We start from the raw sequence: 22,480 nt of genomic DNA, 5'->3' as shown, positions 1-22,480 counted from the left end.
GCCGGCGTCCGTCAGGAAAGCGTCGGCATGGCCGGGAAAAGGGCCAAAAAAAAGGAGGGGCCGGAGCCCCTCCTGGGATCTTCATGGCGGACAGCTTATTCAGCGGCCAGCTGGATGCGGCTGAAGCCGGCGACCTTGATGTCGCCACCGGCGGCCTTGGCCACTTCGCGCACCACTTCGGTCATGCTCTTCTTGTCGTCGCGGATGTAGGGCTGTTCCATCAGGCAGACTTCCTTCTGGAACTTCTTCACGGCGCCTTCGGCGATCTTTTCCACGATCTGTTCGGGCTTGCCTTCTTCGCGGGCCTTCTGGCGGTACACTTCACGCTCGCGTTCCATGGCGGCGGCGTCCAGGCTGGCGCCGTCCAGGGCCATGGGGTTGGTGGCGGCCACCTGCATGGCCACGTTCTTGGCCAGTTCCTGCACTTCAGGCTTGGCGGCGGTAGCGGCGCTGTCGCACACCAGGTCCACCAGCACGCCGATCTTGCGGTTGGCGTGGATGTACTGGCCGATCACTTCGTTGTCTTCACGGGTGTGACGGGTGAAGTTGCCGAGCTGCATGTTTTCGCCCACGGAGGCGATGAGCTGGGTCACGTCTTCGCCCACCAGGCCCTTCAGGGCTTCGGCGTCGGCGGGGTTGCTGTCCAGCACGCTCTGGGCCACCTTGGCGGCCAGGGCTTCGAACTGTTCGCCGCGGGCCACGAAGTCGGTCTCGCACAGCAGGGCGGACATGGCCACGGTCTTGCCGTCAGCGCTCACGGCGGCCATCACCAGGCCTTCGCTGGTGGCACGGCCGGACTTCTTGGCAGCCTTGGCCATACCCTTCTGGCGCAGCCAGTCGACGGCCTTTTCCAGGTCGCCGTCCACTTCCACCAGGGCTTTCTTGCAGTCCATCATGCCGGCGCCGGTCTTTTCGCGCAGTTCCTTCACCATAGCGGCGGAAATAGCCATTGTATTCTCCTGTGTATCCGGCCTGGGCCGGAGCAAGATTCCAAAAAAATCGCGCAGTGCGCAGGGTGGCGGCACAGCCCGAAAGCCGCGCCGCCACCTTTTTGAAGCATGGGGGGGCCGGAGCCTTGCTGCTCCGGTTCCTGCGTCGCCCGCCACGGGGCATCCCCGTCCGGGCGCGGACATCAGCAGGACCGATGCCCGGGGCAACAGCGTTGCCCGAGGTCAGAAGACCGTACCGGAACTACTCGGCGGCAGCTTCGGTCTCGGCAGCCTTCTGCATGGCTTCTTCGGCGTTGGCTTCCACGGCGGCGCCGTCCTTCATCTGGGCTTCGCCTTCCTGGCAGGCTTCGGAGAAAGCCGTCACGAACAGCTTGATGGCGCGGATGGCGTCATCGTTGCCGGGGATGATGTAGTCGATGACATCGGGGTCGCAGTTGGTGTCGGTCACGGCCACGATCGGGATGCCCAGCTTGCGGCATTCCTTCACGGCGATGTCTTCGCGATGGGGGTCGATGATGAAAGCCAGCTGGGGCAGGCGATCCATGTTCTTGATACCGCCCAGGGTCTGTTCCAGCTTCTGCATTTCGCGTTCCAGCAGCAGGATTTCCTTCTTCTGGTAACGGTTGATGCTGCCGTCGGCGAACATGCCTTCCAGCTTCTTCAGGCGTTCCACGCTCTTCTGGATGGTGACGAAGTTGGTCAGGGTGCCGCCCATCCAGCGGTTGGTCACGTAGTACTGGTTGGCCTTGGTGGCTTCGGTGGCCACGGCTTCCTGGGCCTGGCGCTTGGTACCGATGAACAGCACCTTGCCGCCGTTGGCCACGGTGTCGACCACCTTGTCATAGGCCACGCGGAACAGCTTCACGGTCTGCTGCAGGTCGATGATATGGATGCCGTTGCGGGCGCCGAAGATGTAAGGACGCATCTTGGGGTTCCAACGACGGGTCTGGTGACCGAAATGCACGCCGGTTTCCAGCATCTGCTTCATGCTGACGTAAGCCATTTTTCAATCCTCCAAAAGGGTTGTGATCTTCCACACCGGCCCAGACCCTGCAACCCGGCCTGCCGCCGCCCCCGGCCCCATGACCGGAAGACAACGAAAAATGCGCCGTAGCGCATTGCCGGGCACCCCGGGCCGCTGCCGGAGTGTGCTTCGATGAACGAGCTTCCATAGACCAAAAGCCCGCAAATGGCAAGCCCCGATAAGGACTTGTAAAAAAATATTTACTGATATAGAAAACTACTATTCACCTTAGAGGTGGTATCGGGTGCCGACGTCACGGTGATATATGTTCCCAGCTGCTTAGTTAAGGACTCATCGGATGCCAAGGAAACCTTGGTGGCGTGTCGCCTTACTCTATATAGGTGGCACAGAAGTAGAATTTACTTTACTTACGGTTCACCCGAGCCCGCATAGCGTCCTATGCGGGTTTTTTTATATTTGGAGGTAATTATGATTTTTGAACAAATGGTAAAAAAAGCAATTATTAAGGAATGTAAAAAACATATTTCTCGCTATCATAATTATCTCAATTGGCTTACTGACTATATTTATCGTGAAAATAAAAATTTTAACATATGTAGAGTTAAACAAATAAAAACTCCTATCTACTGGGGAGTGGAAAAGTTAACGAATCCTTTCTACACGTTGCGAAGAGTTGACCAAATCGCACATAGTATTTCAAAAAAAATTATAAAACATGAATATCAACCTAACCCTCCAATAAAAAAAGAAATCCCCAAACCTAGTGGAGGAAAGCGTATTCTTTCAATTTTTCAAATTCCAGATGCAGCCATTTCACGGCTATTTTTTGATTTTTTAATGCATAAAAATAGTTATAAATTCAGTTCTTATTCATATGCCTATCGTAATGATAAGACAACACATTATGCTGTTGAGAATATTTTTAACAACATCATCAGCCATGATAGAATATTTATTGCAGAATATGATTTTTCAAAATTTTTTGATAAGATTTCTCACAAATTTATCATTAATGCGTTAGAATCAAACAAATTTTTCATTTCAAATACAGAGATGCATGTAATAAAATCTTTCTTATCAACACAGCAAAGTAATGTCGGAGTGCCTCAAGGAACCTCGATTTCACTATTTCTTGCTAACGCGGCATGTTTATCATTAGATAAATCTCTCGAAAGCGCTGGAATTAATTTTGCAAGATATGCAGATGATACAATATTATGGTCAAATAAATATGAAAAAATATGTGAAGGCGCAGAAATTATTAGTGAATTTTCAAAAAAATCTGCTATCCCATTAAATATTGATAAATCAGAAGGTATCAGTTTACTTGTAAAGGAAACTGCAAAGCCTCAAGAACTCAGCAAAACAAAGACAAGCATCAGTTATCTTGGTTACTCTATCACCCCACAACATATTGGATTAAATGAAAAAATAATAGTGAGAATTAAGAAAAAAATATCTTATATAATCTATAAACATCTCATCCAACCTATAAAACACAATACCATTTGCAATAGAAATGTAACTATATTTGATGATAAAGATGTTGTGGTCACCCTTCAGGAAATTAGAAGGTATATCTATGGAGATTTATCAGAAAAAAAAATACAGGAGTTTCTCTTTGGAGGTACCGCACAAATTCATTTTAAAGGTCTTCTTAGTAATTTTCCTCTTATAGATGACGTCGAACAATTAAAATCGCTTGATGGCTGGATGGCAAATTCTCTTATGCGGGCTCTGCGACGGCGTTACACCCTACTTAATATGCAACATATATTTAAGTATAAAAAATCAACAGTTTTTATAAAAGACTACGAGAAAAATAAAAATAAAGGATATTGTATACCAAGCTTCAGATTACTTTACAATGCCCTCAAAAAGGGAATTAAACTAAATGGGTTGCATTTTAATGGATTTTATAATAGTTAGATTTTATAAGACCCCCTACTTACAGGGGGGCTTTTTTTTATGTCCCACCAAAAAGAAAGGCTCCCCAAAACGGGGAGCCTGACCGGGGAAGACTGCGGCGTTGCCTGCCGGCGCTTGAAGGCGACATGGCAGGGGCTGCTGCCGTTCCGTGGCCGTACCGGTAACGGAGCCGTGACGCGGCACGTGGCCGGGTCCGATGTTCTCCGCTAGCGGGAAATTTTCCGGGATCACCGGCAGCCCCTCAAGGGGGGGCGGGGCTGCCGGGGGGTATCAGGAGGAGGAAGGTCGGTATGTTCCCGGCCGGCTCCGAAGGAGGGACGAGCCGGCCGGGGAGGGACTTTTTCAGGAGGAAGGAGGTTGCTGTTTTCAGTCCCGGCCGGTCCTGGGGGGGGACAGGCCGACCGGGGGAAGGAGGTCTCAGAAGAAGCGGAGGATGTTCGTTTCAGGTTCGAAGGAGGTCCGTCAGGCTGTCCACGCTACCGCGGTCTGTCGCGGGCCGAGGCAGCAAAGAGGCCATGCGGCTGCCGCGGTAGCGCGGACGGTAAGAAATTTGTGGTGTTCCATGACGGACCTCCAAAAAGGAAGAAGATGGTATGGCATGTATATCTGTTCGGCGCTGTCCCCGTAGTGGTGGCGGACCGGAGGGCCCGTCCCGGACGATGCCGTTGTTGTACGGGATAAAGCAATCGCCGTGCCAAAGTATATTTTCATAATAAAAACAATAAATTACAAAATAAGGTTTAAAAAAGGCGTTTCCCTGGCCCCGGCACCTGTACAGAAATTGAACACTTTTTCCCGCCATTCCGGCAGGTTGTAAAAAAATTGGACGCTTTGCCCCGCAACAGGCGGCCCATGTGCTTTTTTTATACAGTCCGCGGCCGCCGTTCCGGCAAAGGGTCCTGCGCCGGGGCGCCAGCACGCTCTTTGCAAAGCGGCAGGCTCCATAGTATAGCCGAACCATATGAATCTTACCAACGAACCTTCCCTGAAAGGATCCCTCATGAACAGTCATGGTTTCGAACTCGTCACCGAGCGCCGCCTGCACGAAGTGGGCGGTACGGCCCGGCTCTGGAAACACGGCGTCACCGGCGCGCAGCTGCTCTCCGTCAGCAATGCCGACGAGAACAAGTGCTTCGGCGTGAGCTTCCGCACCCCGCCCACGGACTCCACGGGCGTGGCCCACATCCTGGAACATTCCGTGCTCTGCGGCTCGGACAAATATCCGGTCAAGGAACCCTTCGTGGAGCTGCTCAAGGGCTCGCTCCAGACCTTCCTCAACGCCTTCACCTTCCCGGACAAGACCTGCTATCCCGTGGCCAGCGCCAACCTGCAGGACTTCTACAACCTCATCGACGTCTACATCGACGCCGTCTTCCATCCCCGCATCAGCGAGGACATCTTCCGTCAGGAAGGCTGGCACGTGGAGGCCGAGGACACCAAGGGCCCCTGGACCTACAAGGGCGTGGTCTACAATGAGATGAAGGGCGCCTACTCCTCGCCCGATTCCGTGCTGGCCGAACAGAGCCAGCAGGCCATCTTCCCGGACATGCTCTACAGCCTGGACTCCGGCGGCAACCCGGAAGTCATCCCGGACCTGACCTACGAGGCCTTCCGCGATTTCCACAGCCGCTACTACCATCCCTCCAACGCGCGTTTCTTCTTCTGGGGCGATGACCCGGAAGAAAAGCGTCTGGAGATCGTGGCCGAGGCCCTGCAGGGCTATACCGCCCGCGCGGTGGACTCCGCCGTGCCCCTGCAGCCCCGCCGCGACACGCCCCGGCAGGTGGAAGTGCCCTACGCCGCCACCGACGGCCAGAAAACGGCCCTGTTCACGGTCAACTGGCTGCTGGGCGAACGCGGCGACGTGCATCAGGCCCTGCTCATGGAGATGCTGGAGCACATCCTCGAAGGCCTGCCGGGCTCTCCCCTGCGCAAGGCCCTCATCAGCTCCGGCCTGGGCGAGGACACCACCGGCTGCGGCCTGGAGACCGACCTGCGCCAGATGTACTACTCCACCGGTCTCAAGGGCGTGGACCCGCGCAAGGTGCAGGACGCCGAGATGCTCATCTTCGAGACCCTCGCCGACCTTGCCGAGGACGGCATCGACCCCGCCGCCGTGGAAGCCGCCGTCAACAGCGTGGAATTCTCCTACCGCGAGAACAATTCCGGCCGCTTCCCGCGCGGCCTCTCGGCCATGATCCAGGCCCTGTCCACCTGGCTCTACGACGGCGACCCGCTGGCCCCGCTGGCCTGGGAAGGCCCGCTGGCCGACATCAAGGCCCGTCTGGCCGCCGGGGAGAAGGTCTTCGAGAACGCCATCCGCGACCACTTCCTCAACAACGAACACCGCGCCACCGTGGTGCTGCTGCCTGACGCCCGGCTGGCCAAGGCCCGTGAGGACCGCGAGGCCGCCCGCCTGGCCGCCGTGTACGAGGCCTGCTCCGACGCCGAGCGGCAGGAGCTGGTGGAGGCCACCAGCCGTCTGCAGGCCGCCCAGTCCGCTCCGGACAGCCCCGAGGCCCTGGCCACCATCCCCAGCCTGGGCATGGATGCCCTGCCTCTGCGCAACACGCCCGTGCCCTGCGTGCGGGAGGCCCTGAGCGGCGGCCAGACCTGGCTGGCCCACGACCTGCCCACCAGCGGCATCGCCTATACGGCCCTGCTCCTGCCCCTGAACGCCGTCCCGGCCCGCCTGGAGCCCCTGCTGCCCCTCTTTGCCCGCAGCCTCACCGAAGTGGGCACCGCCCGCCGCGACTTCAGCGAACTGGGCGCGCGCATGGCCGCCAAGACCGGCGGTGTGGGCGCCGATCCCCTGCTGGCCACCACCCGCGGGGAGCGCGGCCTGGTCAAATATCTGAGCGTGGCCGGCAAGGCCGTCTACGACAAGGTGCCCGACCTGTTCGACATCTTCCGCGAGATCCTGCTGGAGCCCCTGACCGACCGCGCCGTGCGTCTGGAGCGCCTGCGCCAGATGCTGCTGGAAGACAAGGCCCGTCTGGAGCACGGTCTGGTGGCGGCCGGTCATTCGGCCGTGGGTTCCCGCCTGCGCGCCCACTTCACGCCCTCCGGCCTGCTGGCCGAACGCCTGTCGGGCATCAGCCAGCTCATGGCCGTGCGCGAACACCTGCAGCGTCTGGACAGCGATCCCGACAGCCTGCTGGCCGATCTGGACGAGCTGCGCCGCCTCATCGTGGCCAGCCCCGACGTACTGGTGGACTGCACGGCCGAGACCGCCGGTCTGGATGCCGTGCAGCGGCAGGCCGCCGACCTGCTGGCCGCCCTGCCCGCCGGCCGTGACGCGACCCTGGTCCTGCCGCCCTTCAGCGACGGTCTGCCCGCCGCCGAAGCCTTCCTGGCCCCGGCCCAGATCAACTATGTGGGCAAGGCGGCCAACCTCTACGACCTGGGCTACACCTACCACGGCTCGGCCAGCGTCATCCTGCGTTACATGCGCATGGGCTATCTGTGGGAGCGCGTGCGCGTGCGCGGCGGGGCCTACGGCGCCTTCTGCATGCTGGACCGCATGGGCGGTACCCTGGTCTGCGCCTCTTACCGCGACCCCAACGTGGACGACACCCTGACCGCCTATGACCAGATGGCCGACTACCTGCGCTCCTTCCGTCCCGACAAGGAGCAGCTCACCAGCGCCATCGTGGGCGCCATCGGCGACCTGGACAGCTACCTGCTGCCCGACGCCCGCGGTGCGCAGGGCCTGGCCCGCCATCTGGCCGGGGACGACGAGGAAGCCCGCCAGCAGATGCGTGACGAGATCCTCGGCACCACGGCGCAGCACTTCCGCGACTTCGCCGACGTGCTGGCCGAAGCCGCCGGCCACGGCGTGACCTGCGTACTGGGCGGTGCCCAGACCCGCGCCGCCGCCGAGGCCCACGGCTGGCAGACGCAGGAACTGCTCTAGTCCCGGCCCTGAGGCCTGGATGCGTACATGACCATCCGGGGAAGGGGGATAGCTTGCGCCGCGGCGAAGGCTTTCCCCTTCCCCTTTTCCGTTCCTCCCGCCCGAGCCCACCGGCCCGGCAACTCCACCGGGGCGGACACGGCAAGGGCGCTGACTCTCCGGCGTCCCGGCCCGCAGGGACAGGGACCGGTACGCCCTTCCCGATCCATGCCGCCGTGGACGGAGCCGGGACGGACTCTGACGCAGGACACGGCCTGTGGCACGGGAGGCCCTCAGCTCTCCCGCCCGTAGCGGCAGCAATGCCTGGTATTGCCTTTTCCCTCTGGAATACCTACCTTTTCAGGAAACCGTCAGGCAGGGCCCCGCACGGGCTTTGCTGCCCGGATGCCGTCTTGCCGCGCTGCAGCCGGTCTGCTGCCGGTCCGGGATGCCTTCGATCTTCCGCATCCCCGGACGCCATGGCTTCAGGCAACGGCCATCCCTGCCCGTATCCGGGAGCCCTTCCCCCAAGGCGTTCCCCTTCCCTGCTCCCAAGGAGGCTCCATGAAGCAGACCCCCGGCCCCGTCATCGGCGCTCCTTCTTTTGTCATGCCCGCCAATGTGGCCGACAATGCCCGCTTTCTGGCCGGGCGCGTCGATGAAGTGGCCCTGTGCCTTTTTGAGGCCCGTTCCTGCCTTGCCTATGACGACGAAGACCTGCCCCCCGCGCTGGCGGACCTGCCCCTGAGCTGGCATGTCCACCTGCCCGTGGATCTGCCCTGGCCGCGCAAGATGGATGCCGAAGCCGTGCGCGTGGCCGTGGAGCTGGCCCTGCGCGTCTTTGACCGGGTGGTCTGGCTCAAGCCCTGGGGCGCCGTGCTCCATGCCCCCAAGGGCAGCCCCGTGCTGCAGCGTTTCATCCTGCGTCAGGCCGCCGCCTGCTGGCAGCGCCGCAGCAAGATCCCCCTGCTGCTGGAGAACACCGACATCTGCGACATCGCCGGCCTGGGGCGCGGCTTTCCGGCCGATCACGGACTGGGCTTCTGTCTGGACGTCGGCCACCTCATGGGCTATGCTCAAAACGCACTTTGGGCATCTCCCCTGCCCGAGACAGCGGCCCTGGTCCACTGGAGCGCCCCCGGCACCCAGGACCAGCATCTGGCGCTGCACCGGTTCACGGCAGCCCAGCAGCATCTGGCACGGCAACTGGCCGGCCGTCTGCCCGGGAACTGCCGTCATCTGCTGGAGATCTTCCGCTGGCAGGGGGTGGAGGAATCCCTGCCCCTCCTGCGCGACCTGCTGGCCAGCCAGCCGGATACCGTGTCCCCCGGCTGCCCGCACGGCCCCAACAACGCCAAAACAGCGGAGTAAAGCGGTCATGACCAATCCCTATGTAGCGCAGATGCGACAGTGGCGGCAGACACTGACCAAGGATCAGCGCTGGGCCATCCTCATCTCGGCGGACCCGGACGCCCTGGCCTCGGCGCTGGCGCTCAAGCGCATCATGGCGCATCGTGTGCGCGGTGTGGACATCTTCCGCATCAACGAAGTCACCCGGCCCGACAACCTGGCCATGATCCGCTACCTGCGCATCCCGGCCAAGCTCTGGCAGCCCGAAAAGGCCGATCTCTACACCAATTTCGCCATGGTGGACTCCCAGCCCCACCACAACCCGGCGTTCCAGGGCATCACTTTCGACCTCATCATCGACCATCATCCCCTCACGGCAGGCCAGCTGCCGCAGGCGCCCTTCTGCGACATCCGCCCCGGTTTCGGTGCCACCAGCACCATGATGACCCGCTACCTGCAGGGTCTGCGCATCAAGCCCGGGCCGCTGCTCTCCACGGCGCTGCTCTACGGCATCCGCACGGATACCGCCACTTTCGAGCGTTCCGGCGGCGAGGACGACCTGCGCGCCTACCAGTGGCTCATCAAGCATGCCGACGCCACCCTGCTGCGCCGCATCATCCGCAGCGAGTACCTGCGCGCCTGGCTGCCCCTTTTCTCCCGCGCGTTCCGCTCCCTGCGCGACTGCCGGGGCGGGGCCATGGTCTGGCTCAACGAGGTGGACAGCGCCGACCTGCTGGTGGCCGTGGCCGACTTCTTCACCCGTGTACACGGCCTCAAGTGGATCGCCGTCTGCGGCGTGGTGGAAAAGACCGTGGTGGTCATCTTCCGCGGTGACGGCAGCCGCGACATCGGCCGTCTGGCCGACGCCTGCTTCTACGACGTGGGCTCCGCCGGCGGCCACCGCAACCTGGGCCGCGCGGAATTCCCCCTTGCCGCCATCCCGGCGGGCACCAAGCCTGCGGATTTCATCTTCCAGCGTCTGCACAGCCGCAAGCTGCGCCCGGTCACGGCCAGCGCCGCGCCCCTGGCCGAGAATGCCGGGCAGCAGGCCGTGCACAGCGAAACGCTGGAGCCCGCTCCCGTCCAGGCCCTGGCCCACGGGGCGTAAGACGCACGACAATCAGGCAGAAAGGGCAGATGACGTTCGCGTCAGCTGCCCTTTTTTTCTGCGGCAGTGGTGCCTCCGCAGGGAGCGGCGCACCGCCGCTGCGAGCGCTGCCGGTGTTCCCCTATGCAGGAAATTAATTTTTTAATTCAATAAAAACAATAAGATACGAAATTACCTCCCGCCATTTTCCGGCTGGAGGAATTTTTTTCACGAGCGACTCTTGACAAGCCCCGGGCTGCGGCGTAGCGTTCATGGAAACTGTTGGAGTTTTGAAGATGTCCCGTTTCGTTCCTGCCACCTCCTGCTACGCTGCTACCGGCTTTTGCTTTAGCTGGTTTTATTTTGCGTACTTTAGCGGAGCCTGTGGTCAGGAGCTTTGCTGACATCTTCTGTCAGAGAGTTTCGGGGCCGCAGGCATTAGCCGGCGGCCCTTTTTTTGTATCCAGCGCCGCCGGAACGGCTCCATTCCACAAGGAGAGATCCCATGTACCTTGGCAAACAGGTTCGTCTGGAACGCATCATCAATCGTGAAACCGGCCGCACTATCATCGTTCCCATGGATCACGGCGTGACCATCGGTGCCGTCGACGGCCTCATCGACATGCGCGAGACCGTCAACGACATGGCCGTGGGCGGCGCTGACGCCGTGCTCATGCACAAGGGCCTGGTCCGCTGCTCGCACCGCAACGCCGGCAAGGATGTGGGCCTCATCGTCCACCTGTCCGCCTCCACCATGCTCTCTCCCCAGGGCAACACCAAGACCCTGGTGGGCACCGTGGAAGAAGGCATCAAGCACGGCGCCGACTGCGTCTCCGTGCATGTGAACCTAGGCGATCCCAACGAGCGCCTGATGCTGGCCGACCTGGGCCGCGTGGCCGCCGCCTGTGACGACTGGCACATGCCCCTGCTGGCCATGATGTACGCCCGCGGCCCGGCCATCAAGAACGGCTTCGCCCCCGACGTGGTGGCCCACTGTGCCCGCGTGGGCGTGGAACTGGGCGCGGACATCGTCAAGGTGCCCTACACCGGCGACATGGAAAGCTTCTCCGACGTGGTCTCCTCCTGCTGCGTGCCCGTGGTCATCGCCGGCGGCGAACGCATGGATTCCACCCGCGACGTGCTCCAGATGGTGCACGATGCCATCAAGGCCGGCGGCGCGGGCATCTCCATGGGCCGCAACGTGTTCCAGCATCCCAACCGCATCCAGCTCGTGCGTGCCCTGCGCGCCATCGTGCATGAGAACGCCACGGTGGAAGAAGCCCTGGCCATCGTGGGAGAATAGCATGGCCCGCATCTACTACCGTTGCGAACCGTTCAGCAAGGCCGACGTGACCCTGGCCCTGGAATCCGGTGTGGACGGGGTCATCGTGCCCCGCGCCCAGGTGGAGAAGGTGGCCGCCCTTTCCCGCTGCACCGTCTGGGCCTGCGAGGACGTGGCCAGCGTGCCGCTGAACGTCAAGGCCGACGAGGAGGCCCTGGTGGCCCGCCTCAAGGCCGGTGAGACCGCCTGCCTGGCCCGCGGCTGGGAGATCATCCCCGTGGAGAACCTGCTGGCCCAGGCCGACAACGTGCTGGCCGAGGCGGGCAGCCTGGAAGAGGCCCGTCTGGCCGCCGGCATCCTGGAACGCGGCGTGGACGGCATCGTGGTCCTGCCCGAGGCTCTGGCCGAACTCAAGGCCATCGTGGCCCAGTGCAAGATCTCGCAGGGACGCGAGGAATTGCAGAAAGCCGTCATCACCCGCGTGGAACCCGTGGGCCTGGGGCACCGCGTCTGCGCCGATACCCTTTCGCTGCTCAAGCGCGGCCAGGGCATGCTGGTGGGCAATTCCAGCGCCTTCACCTTCCTTGTCCATGCCGAGACCGAACACAACGAATATGTGGCCGCCCGTCCCTTCAGGGTCAATGCCGGGGCCGTGCATGCCTATGCCCGCCTGCCCCATGACAAGACCTGCTACCTGGGCGAACTGGCCGCAGGGCAGGAAGTGCTCATCGTGGGCGCCGACGGCCAGACCAGCGTGGCCACGGTGGGCCGGGTCAAGATCGAAGTGCGCCCCATGCTGCTGGTGGAAGCCGAGGCCGAGACCCCCGAAGGCCCCAAGCGCGGCGCCGTGTTCCTGCAGAACGCCGAGACCATCCGCCTGACCGCCCCTGACGGCACGCCCCTGAGCGTGGTCAGCCTCAAGCCCGGCGATACGGTGCTCTGCCGTCTGGATCAGGCAGGCCGGCACTTCGGCATGCGCATCCAGGAAGAGATCCGCGAGGTGTAGCATGGCCGACGCACATTCCCCCTCCGACGCCCCCCAGCGCCTGACCGCCATCCGCGGCGAGATCGACAGCGTGGACCAGGAACTGCTGGCCCTGTTCAACCGTCGCGCCGCCCTGAGCCTGGAAGTGGGCCGCATCAAGGCCGATGACCCCGGCATCGTGTTCAAGCCCCTGCGCGAACGCGAAGTGCTGGACGGCCTGGCCCGCAAGAACGACGGCCCCCTGCCCGAAGAGCACCTGCGTGCCATCTGGCGCGAGATCTTCTCCTCGTCGCGCGCCCTGCAGCGCCCGCAGAACGTGGCCTATCTGGGCCCGGAAGGCACCTTCTCCTATTTTGCCGGTGTGGAGTATCTGGGCCATGCCGCCAGCTTCCACCCCTGCAACGACCTGCCGCAGGTCTTCGCCGACGTGCACTCCGGCCGCTGCGAGCTGGGCGTGGTGCCGCTGGAGAATTCCCTGCAGGGCACCGTGGGCGTCAGCTTCGATCTGTTCCTCAAGTATGACGTGCATATCCAGGCCGAGCTCTTCTCGCCCATCTCGCACTGTCTGCTGAGCCACGCCGCCAGCCTGGCCGAGATCACCACGGTCTACTCGCATCCCCAGCCCCTGGCCCAGTGCGGCGGCTGGCTGCGCAGCCATCTGCCCCAGGCCGGCCTCATCCCCGTGGAGTCCACCGCCGCCGCGGCCCGCATGGCCGCCGCCAATCCGCAGTCCGCGGCCATCGGCAACGGCAAGCTGGCCGACATGACCGGCCTTTCCATCCTGGCCCGCCGCATCGAGGACGAGCCCGGCAACTGGACGCGCTTCGTCATCATCGGCCCCAAGCCCGTGGGACAGCTGGACAAGCTGCCGCGCACCACGCCCGTGCCCGGCCATACCGGCGCGGACAAGACCTCCATGCTCTTCACCCTGCCGGACAAGTCCGGTGCGCTCTCCGGCGTGCTCTCCCTGCTGGCCGAGCACAAGATCAACATGCGCAAGCTGGAGTCCCGCCCCCTGCGCGGCCAGTGCTGGAAGTACGTCTTCTTCACGGACGTGGAATGCGACCTGACCGCCCCCCAGTATGAGGATCTGCTCCGGAAGCTGGCCGAGACCTGCACCAGCTTCCGCATCCTGGGCAGCTACGCCACCGGCCCGCAGCTGGACCGCATCGGCCTGGACGACGTGGAGGACAGCCATGCCTAGTCCCGATACCGCCTGCGTGCGGGCCCCGGCTTCCAAATCCATCTCGCACCGCTACTGCATCGGCGCGGCCCTGGCCCACGGCACGTCCGAGCTGCACCATGTGCTGGACAGCCGCGACCTGGAATGCACCCGCGCCATCCTCTGCGCCGCCGGTGCCCGTATGGAAGCCCTGCCCGGCGAGGAAGGCGGCTGGCGCGTCACCGGCATGGACGGCCGTCCCCGGGGCGGCACGGACACGCCCCTGAGCTGCGACGTGCACGAATCCGGCACCACCTGCCGCCTGCTGACCGCCGTGCTGGCCGCCGGTCACGGCCTGTTCCGCATCCACGGCGCGCCGCGCATGCACGAGCGGCCCATCGACGAGCTGACCCGCGCCCTGGAGGCCCTGGGCACGGACGTGCGCTTCGAGCAGCGTCCCGACTGTCCGCCCCTGCTGCTGCGGGCCGCGGGCCTCGATCCCGCCCGCAACGGCGGCCGCGTGCGCCTGGGCATGGATGCCTCCAGCCAGTATTTCTCCGGCCTGCTGCTGGCAGCGCCGCTGGCCCCGGCTCCCCTCTGTGTGGAACTGGGCGGACAAAAGGCCGTGTCCTGGCCCTATGTGGGCCTGACCCTGCATTGCCTGGAAGATTTCGGCATCCGCTTCAGCGTGGAGACCCGCGAGCCCGACGGCCCGTGGCAGCTCCTGCCCGACGGCGGCTGGCGCGCCCTGCACACCGCCCGCCCCGACGGCCTGCGCATCACCGTGCAGCCCGGCACCTACCGTGCGGGCAGCTATCAGGTGGAAGGCGACTGGTCCGGGGCCTCCTACCTGCTGGCCGCCGGTGCCCTGGGCAGCCGCCCCGTGCGTGTGGACGGCCTGAGGGCCGATTCCCTGCAGGGCGACCGCGCCATGCTGGACATCCTGCGCGCCATGGGCGCCCGCGCCGAGGTGGAGGGCACGTCCATCACCGTGCATCCTTCGGCCCTGCACGGCGTGGACGTGGACATGGGCCACTGCCCGGATCTGGTGCCCACGGTGGCCGTGCTGGCCGCCTTTGCCCAGGGGCCCACCCGGGTGCGCAACGTGGCCCATCTGCGCATCAAGGAATCCGACCGCATCACCGCCCCGGCCACCGAGCTGGCCCGTCTGGGCGTGCGTGTGGACGAACATGACGACGGCCTGACCGTCCACGGTACGGGCCCCGACGGCCCGGTCTGGGACGAGGCCGCGCGCTTCTCGGCCCACAACGACCACCGCATCGCCATGTCCCTGGCCCTGCTGGGCCTGCCCCACGGCAAGCGCATGGACGCCCTGCTGGACGATCCGCTGGTGGTGCGCAAGTCCTTCCCCACCTTCTGGAAGGTCTGGGAGCGGCTGCTGTGAGCCCGGACAGCTCGGCGACGCCCAGGGCGGACGGAGACGGCACCGGCACCGTGCCCGCGAAAGCCGCGGCCTCCCTGCGGGGACGCGCCGTGCTGGTCGTTGGCTGCCGGGGCCGCATGGGCGCCATGCTCTGCCGCCGCGGCAAGGCCGCCGGTCTGGACATGCGGGGCGTGGACGTGCCCCTGACGGACGCGGTGCTGGCCCCGGCCTGCAAGGATGCGGCCCTGGCGCTGCTCTGCGTGCCCGCGGCCGTCTTTGCCGACGTGGCCGCCACGGTCTGCGCCCATCTGCCCGCCACGGCCATCCTGGCCGACATCACGTCGGTGAAGGTGCGCCCCCTGCAGCAGATGGAAGCCATCTGGCCCGGCCCGGTGGTGGGCACGCACCCGCTCTTCGGCCCGGCCACGCCCGACGAGGACGGCCTGCCCGTGACCGTCACGCCCGGCCGCACGGCCCGCGAGGAAGACACGGCCCTGGTGGAGGCCTTTTTCCGGGCCCTGGGGTGCAGCACCTTCCGGGCCACGGCCGACGAGCACGACCGCGCCATGGCCCGCGTCCAGAACATGAACTTCATCACCAACCTGGCCTACTTTGCCCTGCTGGCAGGGCAGGAAGACCTGTTGCCCTATATCACCCCCTCCTTCCGCCGCCGCCTGCACGCGGCAGAGAAGATGCTCACCGAGGACGGCACCATGTTCACCGGCCTCTTCGAGGCCAATCCGTACAGCCATGAGGCCGTGCGCCAGTATCGCAAGATGCTCAACGTGGCCGCTGCCGGTGATATCGAACTGCTCTGCCGCCGCGCGCAGTGGTGGTGGAAAAAATGACAGCGGGGAAGGGAGCGCCCTGGACAAGCGCTTTCCTTCCCCTTTTTCCTGCTTTGTCCGGCGGTGACCTGTGACCGCCCTCCTCCGGCCACGCCCATAGCGGCGGAGCGATCCGCCCAAGCGCCATCAGCTTCTGCTCCATCATCCCATCCCTCGCCCTTCCCCCATGGCGGCGTCATGCCGCTCCCGGCGACCCCGAAAAATCGTTGCCGGCGCAACCTTGACCGCCGCGACCCTGTTGCCGCATCATGGTCCCCTCTCTTGCAACCCATGGAGGACCCATGACGACCTTCCTGCTCCTCATCGCCTGCGGCATCGTGGGCGGTCTGCTGTTCTTCTTCCTGCATATCCCCGGCGGTGCCATGCTGGGGGCCGTAGTGGCCGTGCTGGCCGTCAAGATGCTGGGACATGTGGAGACCGATACGCCCCATCTGTTCCAGCTGGGGGCCCAGATCGCCATCGGCGTCATGGTCGGCAACATGATGACCGGCGGCACCCTGCTGGAGATCCGCGCCATGGCCCCCCTGATGTTCGGCTCCACGGCCCTGCTCGTCGTGGCCGGTGCCCTGGGGGCCTGGTTAATCTGCCGCTCGGCCGGGCTGGACGCGGGCAGCGCCATCCTGGCCACCAGCCCCGGCGGTCTGCAGGCCGTGGTGGGCATGGCCTCCGACTTGGGCACCAACGCCCCTGCCGTGCTGGCCTTCCATCTGGTGCGCCTGTACACCGTCCTGCTGCTGGCGCCGTTCCTAGGCTGGCTGCTGCACCGTCTGCTGCCGCACAGCTGATACCGGCCATAAAAAAACGGCCGGGGGGAGCGTCCCCTCCCGGGCCGGATAGCCACAGTCCTGCGGCAACGGCGGGCCGCATATCATCAAAACAGCGCGGACACATCCCCGCCGCTCCCTTACCGGATGCCATAAAAAAAGCTCCGGTGCTGCCGGAGCCATGATGCCTCAGTGTGTCCTCGCCCGCATACCGTCGGGGACCGGACAGAGGATGCCTTTCCCGAAAAACTACAGCGAAAAACGCAGGCGCGGCAACGGGCCGTCCAGATAGTCCAGGGCCTGCGCCAGCACGGCGGGCCGGGTGGCGATGTCGTCCGGCCGCAGGGGCAAGGTGTCGAAACGGAAGCCGAAGGAGCGCGCGTAGCGGGCCACGTCAGCGAGCCCCGCCCCCACATCGGCCTTGTCGTGGGCATCGGAGGCCAGACAGACGTCCACGCCGAAGTCGGCGGCCAGGCGCATGATGGCCGGGCAGGGATAGGGCTCGGCAAAGGGCTGGCGCAATCCGGCCGACGAGACTTCCATGATGACCCCGTTATCGGCCATGGCCTGCACGGCGCCGGCCACTACGTCCAGACTGCCCTCTTCGCGCAGCCACGCATGGAACAAATCATAGGAGGCCCGCTTGATGAAGTCGGGATGCGAGGCCACGTTCACCAGCCCGCTGGCCGCCATGCGCGCCATCTCTTCATAATATTCCCGGTAGCGGGCATAGGCGGCCTCCCGGCCGTCGGTCCAGGTGTTGGGACGCGCCACCGGGAAGAGCCCCACATAATGCAGGGAGCCGATCACATAGCTGAACGGCCAGCAGGAAAGGAAACGGCACATATGCCTGGGGTAGTCGGGCAGCCAGTCCAGCTCCACCCCCAGCAGGGGCAGCGGCCGGTCTTCCCGCTCCAGCTCCCGCTGCCGCAAGGCCTGCACATCCTGGACGAACTGGCGGAAATTGCCGGGGAACGCCGCTACATACAGCTTGCAGGCATATTCCTCCGGCAGGGGGGAATGCTCGCTCAGGCCGAAGAGGTCCAGCCCGGCCGCGGCGGCGCCCTCGTACATCTCGGCGGCGCTGTGGTGTCCGTGGGACGTGTTGGTATGGGTATGCAGGTCTGCCAGCATCGTGATTCCTCCGGCGGACACCTTATGCCGGAGCGCGGCAGGACTCAAGCGCGATCCGCAGGAGATTCCAGGGCCGCCAGCAGGGCCTGCGGCCTTCTGATGACGATGCCCCGGCCGCGGATGTCGATGAGGCCCTCGTCCTGCAGCTGGTGCAGGGTCTCGCTGACCGTGGGCTGCGTGGAACAGACCATGGCCGCCATCTGACCCTGGGAAAGGCTTACCGGCAGGGCCAGCGGCTGTTCCCAGGCGGCCGGGTCGCGCAGGCTCTCGTGCGCCAGCGAGAGCAGCAGACGGCCGACCCTGTGGCGGACATCGCAGGTCTGGGCGCTGAGGCTGTCGCCCAGATAGCGCAGACGGCTGCCCATGACGGTGATGACCCGCCGTGCCAGGGCGTAATTGCGGGACAGCAGATCGTCGAACGCCTGCCTGTCCAGCCGGAAGATGACGGAAGCGGCCAGGGCCTGGGCATTGACCTTGCGGGGCAGGTCCTGCAGGACCTCCGACAGGCCGAAGATCTCGCCCGCGGTGCGCAGGAAAAAAGTGGATTCCTTTCCGGCCTCGGTCACGCAAAAGATGCGCAGCAGCCCGGACGCCACATAAAAACAGGCCCCGCCCGCGTCGCCTTCAAAAAAAACGATGTCGTTCTTTTTCAGTTCGATGCGCTGGGCACTGCGCAGGAAGTGTTCCTTGCCCTCTTCTATGCCGTCGAAGAAATCCCCTTTTTCCAGATGCCAGAAACTGCGCATGCCGCCTCCCGTGCACCAGGCCCGTGAAGAGGCGTTCCCTGTCTGCCGTACAGACGCCGGAACCGGTGCGCCGCAACCAGACATTGCGGCGCACCGGCAGCGCGTTCCCGGACCCGGCCTTAGCCGTGTCGTGTTCTAGTGACGTATCCGGTTGACATACTTATATGTATATTCATTTCCGTCAATATCACGGCATTTCCAGGTGATGCAGTCCTTGCCCATGATGGGGCGCAGGCTGGCCTTGTAGTAGCCCAGCTGGTAAGGCATGCGCGTCTGCAGGGCACCGGTGGGACAGACCTTGATGCAGGACATGCAGTCCCAGCATTCGCCGGTGGCCCGGCAGCGGGCCTTGCCCGTCTCGGGGTCCAGCATCATGAGGTCGCCGGGGCAGACCATCTCGCAGGCGGTCTCGGGCTTGCCGCCGCAGCCGTTGCACTTGTTCAGATCTATTCTCGGGGGCATGGTTGGCTCCTTGCTTACGCGGTATAACGGTCACCGGGGATCAGCTGCTCGTACGGACGGGTGAAGGTCTCCACCTTGCCCGTGGCGGGATCGCGCCGGGATTCGATGAAACAGTCGAAATTGGCATCGTCGCGTTCCGGGTAGTCGGAACGGGTCTGCCAGCCGGCCCAGCGGGTCTCCTTGCGGGCCTTGAGGTGATGGACCACAGCCTCGGCCACATCGACCCTGTCCATGGTCTCGTGGGCCCGCATGAGCTCGTGCAGGTCGCGGGCACGCAGGTAGCCGAACTGGGACTGCAGCATGGCGATGTGCTTCAGGGCGTAGTCCAGACGCTCCTCGTTGGTGCGGTAGAACTGCGACACGCCGCCGGCGTATTCGTCCATCAGGCGCTGCAGACGTTCCTTCATCTCCACGGGGCGCACGCCGTCTTCGTCCCGGGCCAGCAGGGGCGCGTAGACGCGGGCCTTTTCCTGCTCCACGGCCGCCATGTCCAGGGGCGGCAGCTCCAGATCCTTCATGTAGGCGATGGCCCCGCGGGCCGCCAGCTTGCCTTCGGCGCAGCAGCCGCCCACGAACTTGTTGGGGTTGCCGCCTGCGGTCTCGCCCGCGGCGAACAGGCCGGGGATGGTGGTCATGCGCTGCATGTCCACCCAAAAACCGCCGCCGGTATGGCCGCCCAGGATGTAGGGGTCGGAACCGTAGATCTCGATGGGCTCGCGGGTGACGTCCTGGCCGCGGCTGGCCAGGAAGAGCACGAAGGAAGGCCGCTCGTTGAGGTAGTCCTCCATCATGGCCTTGGCCGTTTCGGGGGTCAGGTGGGTGGTGTCGCAATAGCAGGGGCCGCGACCGGCCAGCCATTCTTCCATGGGCGCATTGGCGCGGATGTAGCGCGGCGCGGCGTCCCCGCCCAGATGTTCGTAGCGGCTCATGACGCGCTCACCGTGCGCGTTGATGATGGGCGCGCCGTACCCCACGGAGATGGTGTCCACCGGGCCGCAGAAATCCTTGGTGCGCGTGGCCACCCAGCGCTGTTCCAAGCTGGTGAGCTCGGCGCCCTGACGGAAGCCGATGGCGTAGCCCGTGCCCACGCAGTAGGGGCACATCCAGATCTGCGCGCCGCTGTCGGTGCTGTCGGCGGTATAGGACTTGTACAGGGTACCGGCCCCGCCGGTGCTGACCACCGTGGCCTTGGCGCGGAAGATGTAGAACTTGCCGTCACGCACGCCGAAGCCCATGGCGCCGGTGCAGCGGCCTTCGTGCATGATGAGGGCCGTGGCCGTCACGCGGTTGTAGACGTCCGCGCCGCTCTCCAGGGCTTTCTCGGCCATGATGGGCTTGAGCTGCTCGCCGTGGATGGAGATGTCCCACTTGCCGCGGTAGCGGATGCGGCCCTGCTCGTCGCGCAGGATGGGCAGGCCCCAGCGTTCCAGATCGTCCACGGACTCGTTGAGCTCGCGGGCATTGGAAAGGGCCAGATCCTCACGCAGGGGGCCGCCGCCCACCTGGGCACGGCTCCAGCGCACCAGGTCTTCGGGGGTCTTGCCTTCGGGGATGTAGGTATTGATGGCGTCCATACCGGCGGAACAGGCACCGGAGCGCATGATCTCGGCCTTTTCCATGATGGTGACGCGGACGTTGGGATCCACCAGGGCGGCTTCCGTGGCCACGAAGCAGCCGGCATTGCCGCCGCCGATGATGAGCAGGTCGGTCTCGACGACGACGGTCTCGATATCGTCCAGGTTTTCAGGGGTGAACTGGCGCATGTGCGCCGCAGGGATGTTGGCCATGATGTTCTCCTGTAAAAAGCTGTTGGAGCCGGGGCCATACCGCCCCGGCAGGTCGGCAAAGGGCTAGAAGGGCCAGGGGGCGCTGGCGTCCCAGACGGGCATGCCCCACAGGGCGTACCAGGGAGCCATGACCAGCAGGCCATAGGCGATGGCGATACAGACGGAGACCCAGCCGGCACGGGCGTAGTCCGTGGAAGAGAAGGTATCCGTACCGTGTGCGATGACGGCCGCGGTGATCTGGGTGGGCAGGATGTAGGCGAAGGTATCCGTGTCACAGACCAGCATGGTGAAGGCCACGGGATGCAGGCCCAGCTTGGGCGCCATGGCAAAGACCACCGGCGCCAGCATGGCCACGGCCGCCACGTTGGAGAGCATGCCCAGGCGGATGATGTGCGTGCCCACCATCATGGTCAGGATGGCCTGCCACCAGCTCATGCCCACCACCCAGGCGTGGATGTGGTCGGCCAGCCACTGGGCCAGACCGGACTGGGTCATGGCCGTGGTCATGGTCATGGCGCCGCCCAGCAGCAGGAAGGTGCCCCAGATGGTCTTTTCCTGCACGGACTTCCAGGAACAGGGCATGAGGCCGGGCGCGAAGAGCACCAGCATGCCCAGCAGGCCGATGACGCCCAGAGGCTGGTGGTGCAGCTCGGCGATGAAGCTGCCCTTGCCGGTCATGAACATGATGCCCGCCAGGGCAAAGATGCCCAGCAGCACCTTTTCAGGCATGGTCATGGGACCGAGGTCGTCGTATTTCTTCTGCAGGGCCTCCACTCCGCCGGCGATATGCACCTTGCGCGTGCCGAAATGCCAGCGGATCCAGGCCTGCGTCAGGGCGAACATGCCCAGGTAGGGAGCCTGCAGCAGCATCCAGTTGAGGTAGTTGAGGTTGCTGAAGCCCGCCTTGTCGAAGATACCCACCATGATCATGTTGGGCAGGTGGGCGGTCATGATGAACATGCCGCAGATCATGGAGCCGTAGACCAGGGACTGGATGACGATGGCCTTCTTGGCGGCGCGTTCTTCCGGCGTATCACCGAGCAGGCGGCAGATGCCCTGCACCACGGGCAGCAGGGTGGCGGCGCGGGCGTTGGCCGCGGGCACCAGGAAGCCCAGCACGATGTTCACGAAGAACATGCCCCAGATGACGCGGCCCACACTGGAGGCCTTGAGCCGGGCAAGGATGCCCAGGGCGATGCGCTTGTCCAGGCCCACCAGCTGCATGACGGCCCCCACCAGGAAGGCGAACAGGCACAGCCAGATGACGTGGTTGGTGAACCCGGCGAAGATGATGGACATGGGCGGTTTGCCGCCCTGCCAGGGGATGGCCTGGGTGATGAGCAGCAGCGTGGGGATGGAGATACCGGTGATGCCCGTGGGCATGGCCTCGCTGACCCACATGACGCTGGCCCAGAGCACGATGCCCAGCACGGCCATGCCGTTGTGGGTCAGGCCCGGGAAGGGCGGCAGCACGGTCCAGAAAAGGAAAAAGAGCGCCCAGGCGATGACGAAGCCCGTGTAGACACGCACGGGGCTGCGTCCGTTGCGGCGCAGGTTCCCGGCCAGGTACTGCAAAAACGAACCGGAACCGGCAGAGGTTTGCTCAGGCATGGCAGACTCCTTTTTTCATGACAAAACGGAACATCTGCCTGCAACCTATCTGGGAAAAAATTCTCAATCTATCAGCCCGCCGATAGTTCGTGAAAAAAAGACCAGGGCTTAGCGCCCGT

17 protein-coding genes are annotated in these 22,480 nt (G+C 63.8%); 10 read left to right on the top strand and 7 right to left on the bottom strand.

The genetic code is table 11. The features are described from left to right. Window positions 1-95 precede the first annotated feature (95 nt). Together tsf and rpsB are read right to left on the bottom strand one after the other, a co-directional pair. Window positions 96-950: a translation elongation factor Ts gene (tsf, locus tag Q4I12_RS06245; RefSeq protein ID WP_006007838.1), complete on the bottom strand. Its 855-nt coding sequence runs from the start codon at window positions 948-950 to the stop codon at window positions 96-98. A gap of 241 nt (window positions 951-1,191) precedes the next feature. Next, a complete protein-coding gene (gene rpsB, locus Q4I12_RS06240) occupies window positions 1,192-1,953 on the bottom strand; it encodes a 30S ribosomal protein S2 (RefSeq protein WP_006007837.1) in 762 nt (253 codons plus the stop codon). Window positions 1,954-2,403: 450 nt separating this feature from the next. Between rpsB and Q4I12_RS06235 the strand changes: the two genes are divergently transcribed. The 10 genes from Q4I12_RS06235 to Q4I12_RS06190 all read left to right on the top strand — a co-directional run bounded on the left by Q4I12_RS06235 (window position 2,404) and on the right by Q4I12_RS06190 (window position 16,642). Continuing rightward, window positions 2,404-3,864 carry a reverse transcriptase domain-containing protein gene (locus tag Q4I12_RS06235; RefSeq protein ID WP_302261061.1) on the top strand — a complete coding sequence of 487 codons (1,461 nt, stop codon included), beginning with the start codon at window positions 2,404-2,406 and terminating at the stop codon, window positions 3,862-3,864. 1,000 nt (window positions 3,865-4,864) lie between these two features. Then, on the top strand, window positions 4,865-7,780 hold the full coding sequence (locus Q4I12_RS06230; protein WP_302262092.1) for an insulinase family protein: 2,916 nt from the start codon (window positions 4,865-4,867) through the stop codon (window positions 7,778-7,780). 543 nt (window positions 7,781-8,323) lie between these two features. Then, complete coding sequence (cbiR, locus tag Q4I12_RS06225; protein WP_302261060.1) at window positions 8,324-9,130, top strand: cobamide remodeling phosphodiesterase CbiR; 807 nt, start codon at window positions 8,324-8,326, stop codon at window positions 9,128-9,130. 7 nt (window positions 9,131-9,137) lie between these two features. Continuing rightward, window positions 9,138-10,217, top strand: coding sequence for a DHH family phosphoesterase (locus Q4I12_RS06220; RefSeq protein WP_168935805.1), 1,080 nt, complete (start codon window positions 9,138-9,140; stop codon window positions 10,215-10,217). 484 nt (window positions 10,218-10,701) lie between these two features. Next, window positions 10,702-11,499 (top strand): 2-amino-3,7-dideoxy-D-threo-hept-6-ulosonate synthase, encoded by a 798-nt coding sequence (locus tag Q4I12_RS06215; protein WP_168935807.1) that lies wholly within the window; start codon window positions 10,702-10,704, stop codon window positions 11,497-11,499. A gap of 1 nt (window position 11,500) precedes the next feature. Next, a complete protein-coding gene (locus Q4I12_RS06210; RefSeq protein WP_168935808.1) occupies window positions 11,501-12,484 on the top strand; it encodes a 3-dehydroquinate synthase II family protein in 984 nt (327 codons plus the stop codon). 1 nt (window position 12,485) lies between these two features. Further along, complete coding sequence (pheA, locus tag Q4I12_RS06205) at window positions 12,486-13,667, top strand: prephenate dehydratase (RefSeq protein WP_302261058.1); 1,182 nt, start codon at window positions 12,486-12,488, stop codon at window positions 13,665-13,667. After that, window positions 13,660-15,030 carry a 3-phosphoshikimate 1-carboxyvinyltransferase gene (locus Q4I12_RS06200; RefSeq protein WP_302261057.1) on the top strand — a complete coding sequence of 457 codons (1,371 nt, stop codon included), beginning with the start codon at window positions 13,660-13,662 and terminating at the stop codon, window positions 15,028-15,030. Before pheA ends, Q4I12_RS06200 begins: the two co-directional genes overlap by 8 nt. After that, entirely contained in the window at window positions 15,027-15,857 is an 831-nt protein-coding gene (locus tag Q4I12_RS06195; protein ID WP_302261056.1) for a prephenate dehydrogenase, read from the top strand. Before Q4I12_RS06200 ends, Q4I12_RS06195 begins: the two co-directional genes overlap by 4 nt. Before the next feature lie 281 nt (window positions 15,858-16,138). After that, window positions 16,139-16,642: an AbrB family transcriptional regulator gene (locus Q4I12_RS06190; RefSeq protein ID WP_302261055.1), complete on the top strand. Its 504-nt coding sequence runs from the start codon at window positions 16,139-16,141 to the stop codon at window positions 16,640-16,642. A gap of 228 nt (window positions 16,643-16,870) precedes the next feature. On the opposite strand, the gene Q4I12_RS06185 is transcribed toward Q4I12_RS06190, so the two are convergent. From Q4I12_RS06185 to Q4I12_RS06165, 5 genes are all read right to left on the bottom strand, one after another. Further along, window positions 16,871-17,755 (bottom strand): histidinol-phosphatase HisJ family protein, encoded by an 885-nt coding sequence (locus Q4I12_RS06185; RefSeq protein WP_168935812.1) that lies wholly within the window; start codon window positions 17,753-17,755, stop codon window positions 16,871-16,873. A 44-nt stretch (window positions 17,756-17,799) separates the two neighbouring features. Then, window positions 17,800-18,501 carry a Crp/Fnr family transcriptional regulator gene (locus tag Q4I12_RS06180; protein ID WP_302261054.1) on the bottom strand — a complete coding sequence of 234 codons (702 nt, stop codon included), beginning with the start codon at window positions 18,499-18,501 and terminating at the stop codon, window positions 17,800-17,802. Between the two features lie 135 nt (window positions 18,502-18,636). Beyond that, window positions 18,637-18,963 (bottom strand): 4Fe-4S dicluster domain-containing protein, encoded by a 327-nt coding sequence (locus Q4I12_RS06175; protein WP_204626038.1) that lies wholly within the window; start codon window positions 18,961-18,963, stop codon window positions 18,637-18,639. Window positions 18,964-18,977: 14 nt separating this feature from the next. Next, window positions 18,978-20,750 carry an adenylyl-sulfate reductase subunit alpha gene (locus tag Q4I12_RS06170; RefSeq protein ID WP_302261052.1) on the bottom strand — a complete coding sequence of 591 codons (1,773 nt, stop codon included), beginning with the start codon at window positions 20,748-20,750 and terminating at the stop codon, window positions 18,978-18,980. Window positions 20,751-20,813: 63 nt separating this feature from the next. Next, window positions 20,814-22,361: an SLC13 family permease gene (locus Q4I12_RS06165; protein WP_006007808.1), complete on the bottom strand. Its 1,548-nt coding sequence runs from the start codon at window positions 22,359-22,361 to the stop codon at window positions 20,814-20,816. Window positions 22,362-22,480 lie beyond the last annotated feature (119 nt).

Source organism: Desulfovibrio piger, from assembly GCF_951793255.1.
Classification (GTDB): domain Bacteria; phylum Desulfobacterota; class Desulfovibrionia; order Desulfovibrionales; family Desulfovibrionaceae; genus Desulfovibrio.
This window is presented reverse-complemented; position numbering and strand designations above follow the sequence as displayed.

Excerpts from the sequence above, each read along its gene's own strand:
- Q4I12_RS06235 (WP_302261061.1), top strand. The coding sequence starts at position 2,404 with ATGATTTTTGAACAAATGGTAAAAAAAGCAATTATTAAGGAATGTAAA.
- Q4I12_RS06170 (WP_302261052.1), bottom strand. The coding sequence starts at position 20,750 with ATGGCCAACATCCCTGCGGCGCACATGCGCCAGTTCACCCCTGAAAAC.
- Q4I12_RS06190 (WP_302261055.1), top strand. The coding sequence starts at position 16,139 with ATGACGACCTTCCTGCTCCTCATCGCCTGCGGCATCGTGGGCGGTCTG.
- pheA (WP_302261058.1), top strand. The coding sequence starts at position 12,486 with ATGGCCGACGCACATTCCCCCTCCGACGCCCCCCAGCGCCTGACCGCC.
- Q4I12_RS06180 (WP_302261054.1), bottom strand. The coding sequence starts at position 18,501 with ATGCGCAGTTTCTGGCATCTGGAAAAAGGGGATTTCTTCGACGGCATA.
- Q4I12_RS06215 (WP_168935807.1), top strand. The coding sequence starts at position 10,702 with ATGTACCTTGGCAAACAGGTTCGTCTGGAACGCATCATCAATCGTGAA.
- Q4I12_RS06175 (WP_204626038.1), bottom strand. The coding sequence starts at position 18,963 with ATGCCCCCGAGAATAGATCTGAACAAGTGCAACGGCTGCGGCGGCAAG.
- rpsB (WP_006007837.1), bottom strand. The coding sequence starts at position 1,953 with ATGGCTTACGTCAGCATGAAGCAGATGCTGGAAACCGGCGTGCATTTC.
- cbiR (WP_302261060.1), top strand. The coding sequence starts at position 8,324 with ATGAAGCAGACCCCCGGCCCCGTCATCGGCGCTCCTTCTTTTGTCATG.
- Q4I12_RS06200 (WP_302261057.1), top strand. The coding sequence starts at position 13,660 with ATGCCTAGTCCCGATACCGCCTGCGTGCGGGCCCCGGCTTCCAAATCC.
- Q4I12_RS06165 (WP_006007808.1), bottom strand. The coding sequence starts at position 22,361 with ATGCCTGAGCAAACCTCTGCCGGTTCCGGTTCGTTTTTGCAGTACCTG.
- Q4I12_RS06185 (WP_168935812.1), bottom strand. The coding sequence starts at position 17,755 with ATGCTGGCAGACCTGCATACCCATACCAACACGTCCCACGGACACCAC.
- Q4I12_RS06230 (WP_302262092.1), top strand. The coding sequence starts at position 4,865 with ATGAACAGTCATGGTTTCGAACTCGTCACCGAGCGCCGCCTGCACGAA.
- Q4I12_RS06210 (WP_168935808.1), top strand. The coding sequence starts at position 11,501 with ATGGCCCGCATCTACTACCGTTGCGAACCGTTCAGCAAGGCCGACGTG.
- Q4I12_RS06220 (WP_168935805.1), top strand. The coding sequence starts at position 9,138 with ATGACCAATCCCTATGTAGCGCAGATGCGACAGTGGCGGCAGACACTG.
- tsf (WP_006007838.1), bottom strand. The coding sequence starts at position 950 with ATGGCTATTTCCGCCGCTATGGTGAAGGAACTGCGCGAAAAGACCGGC.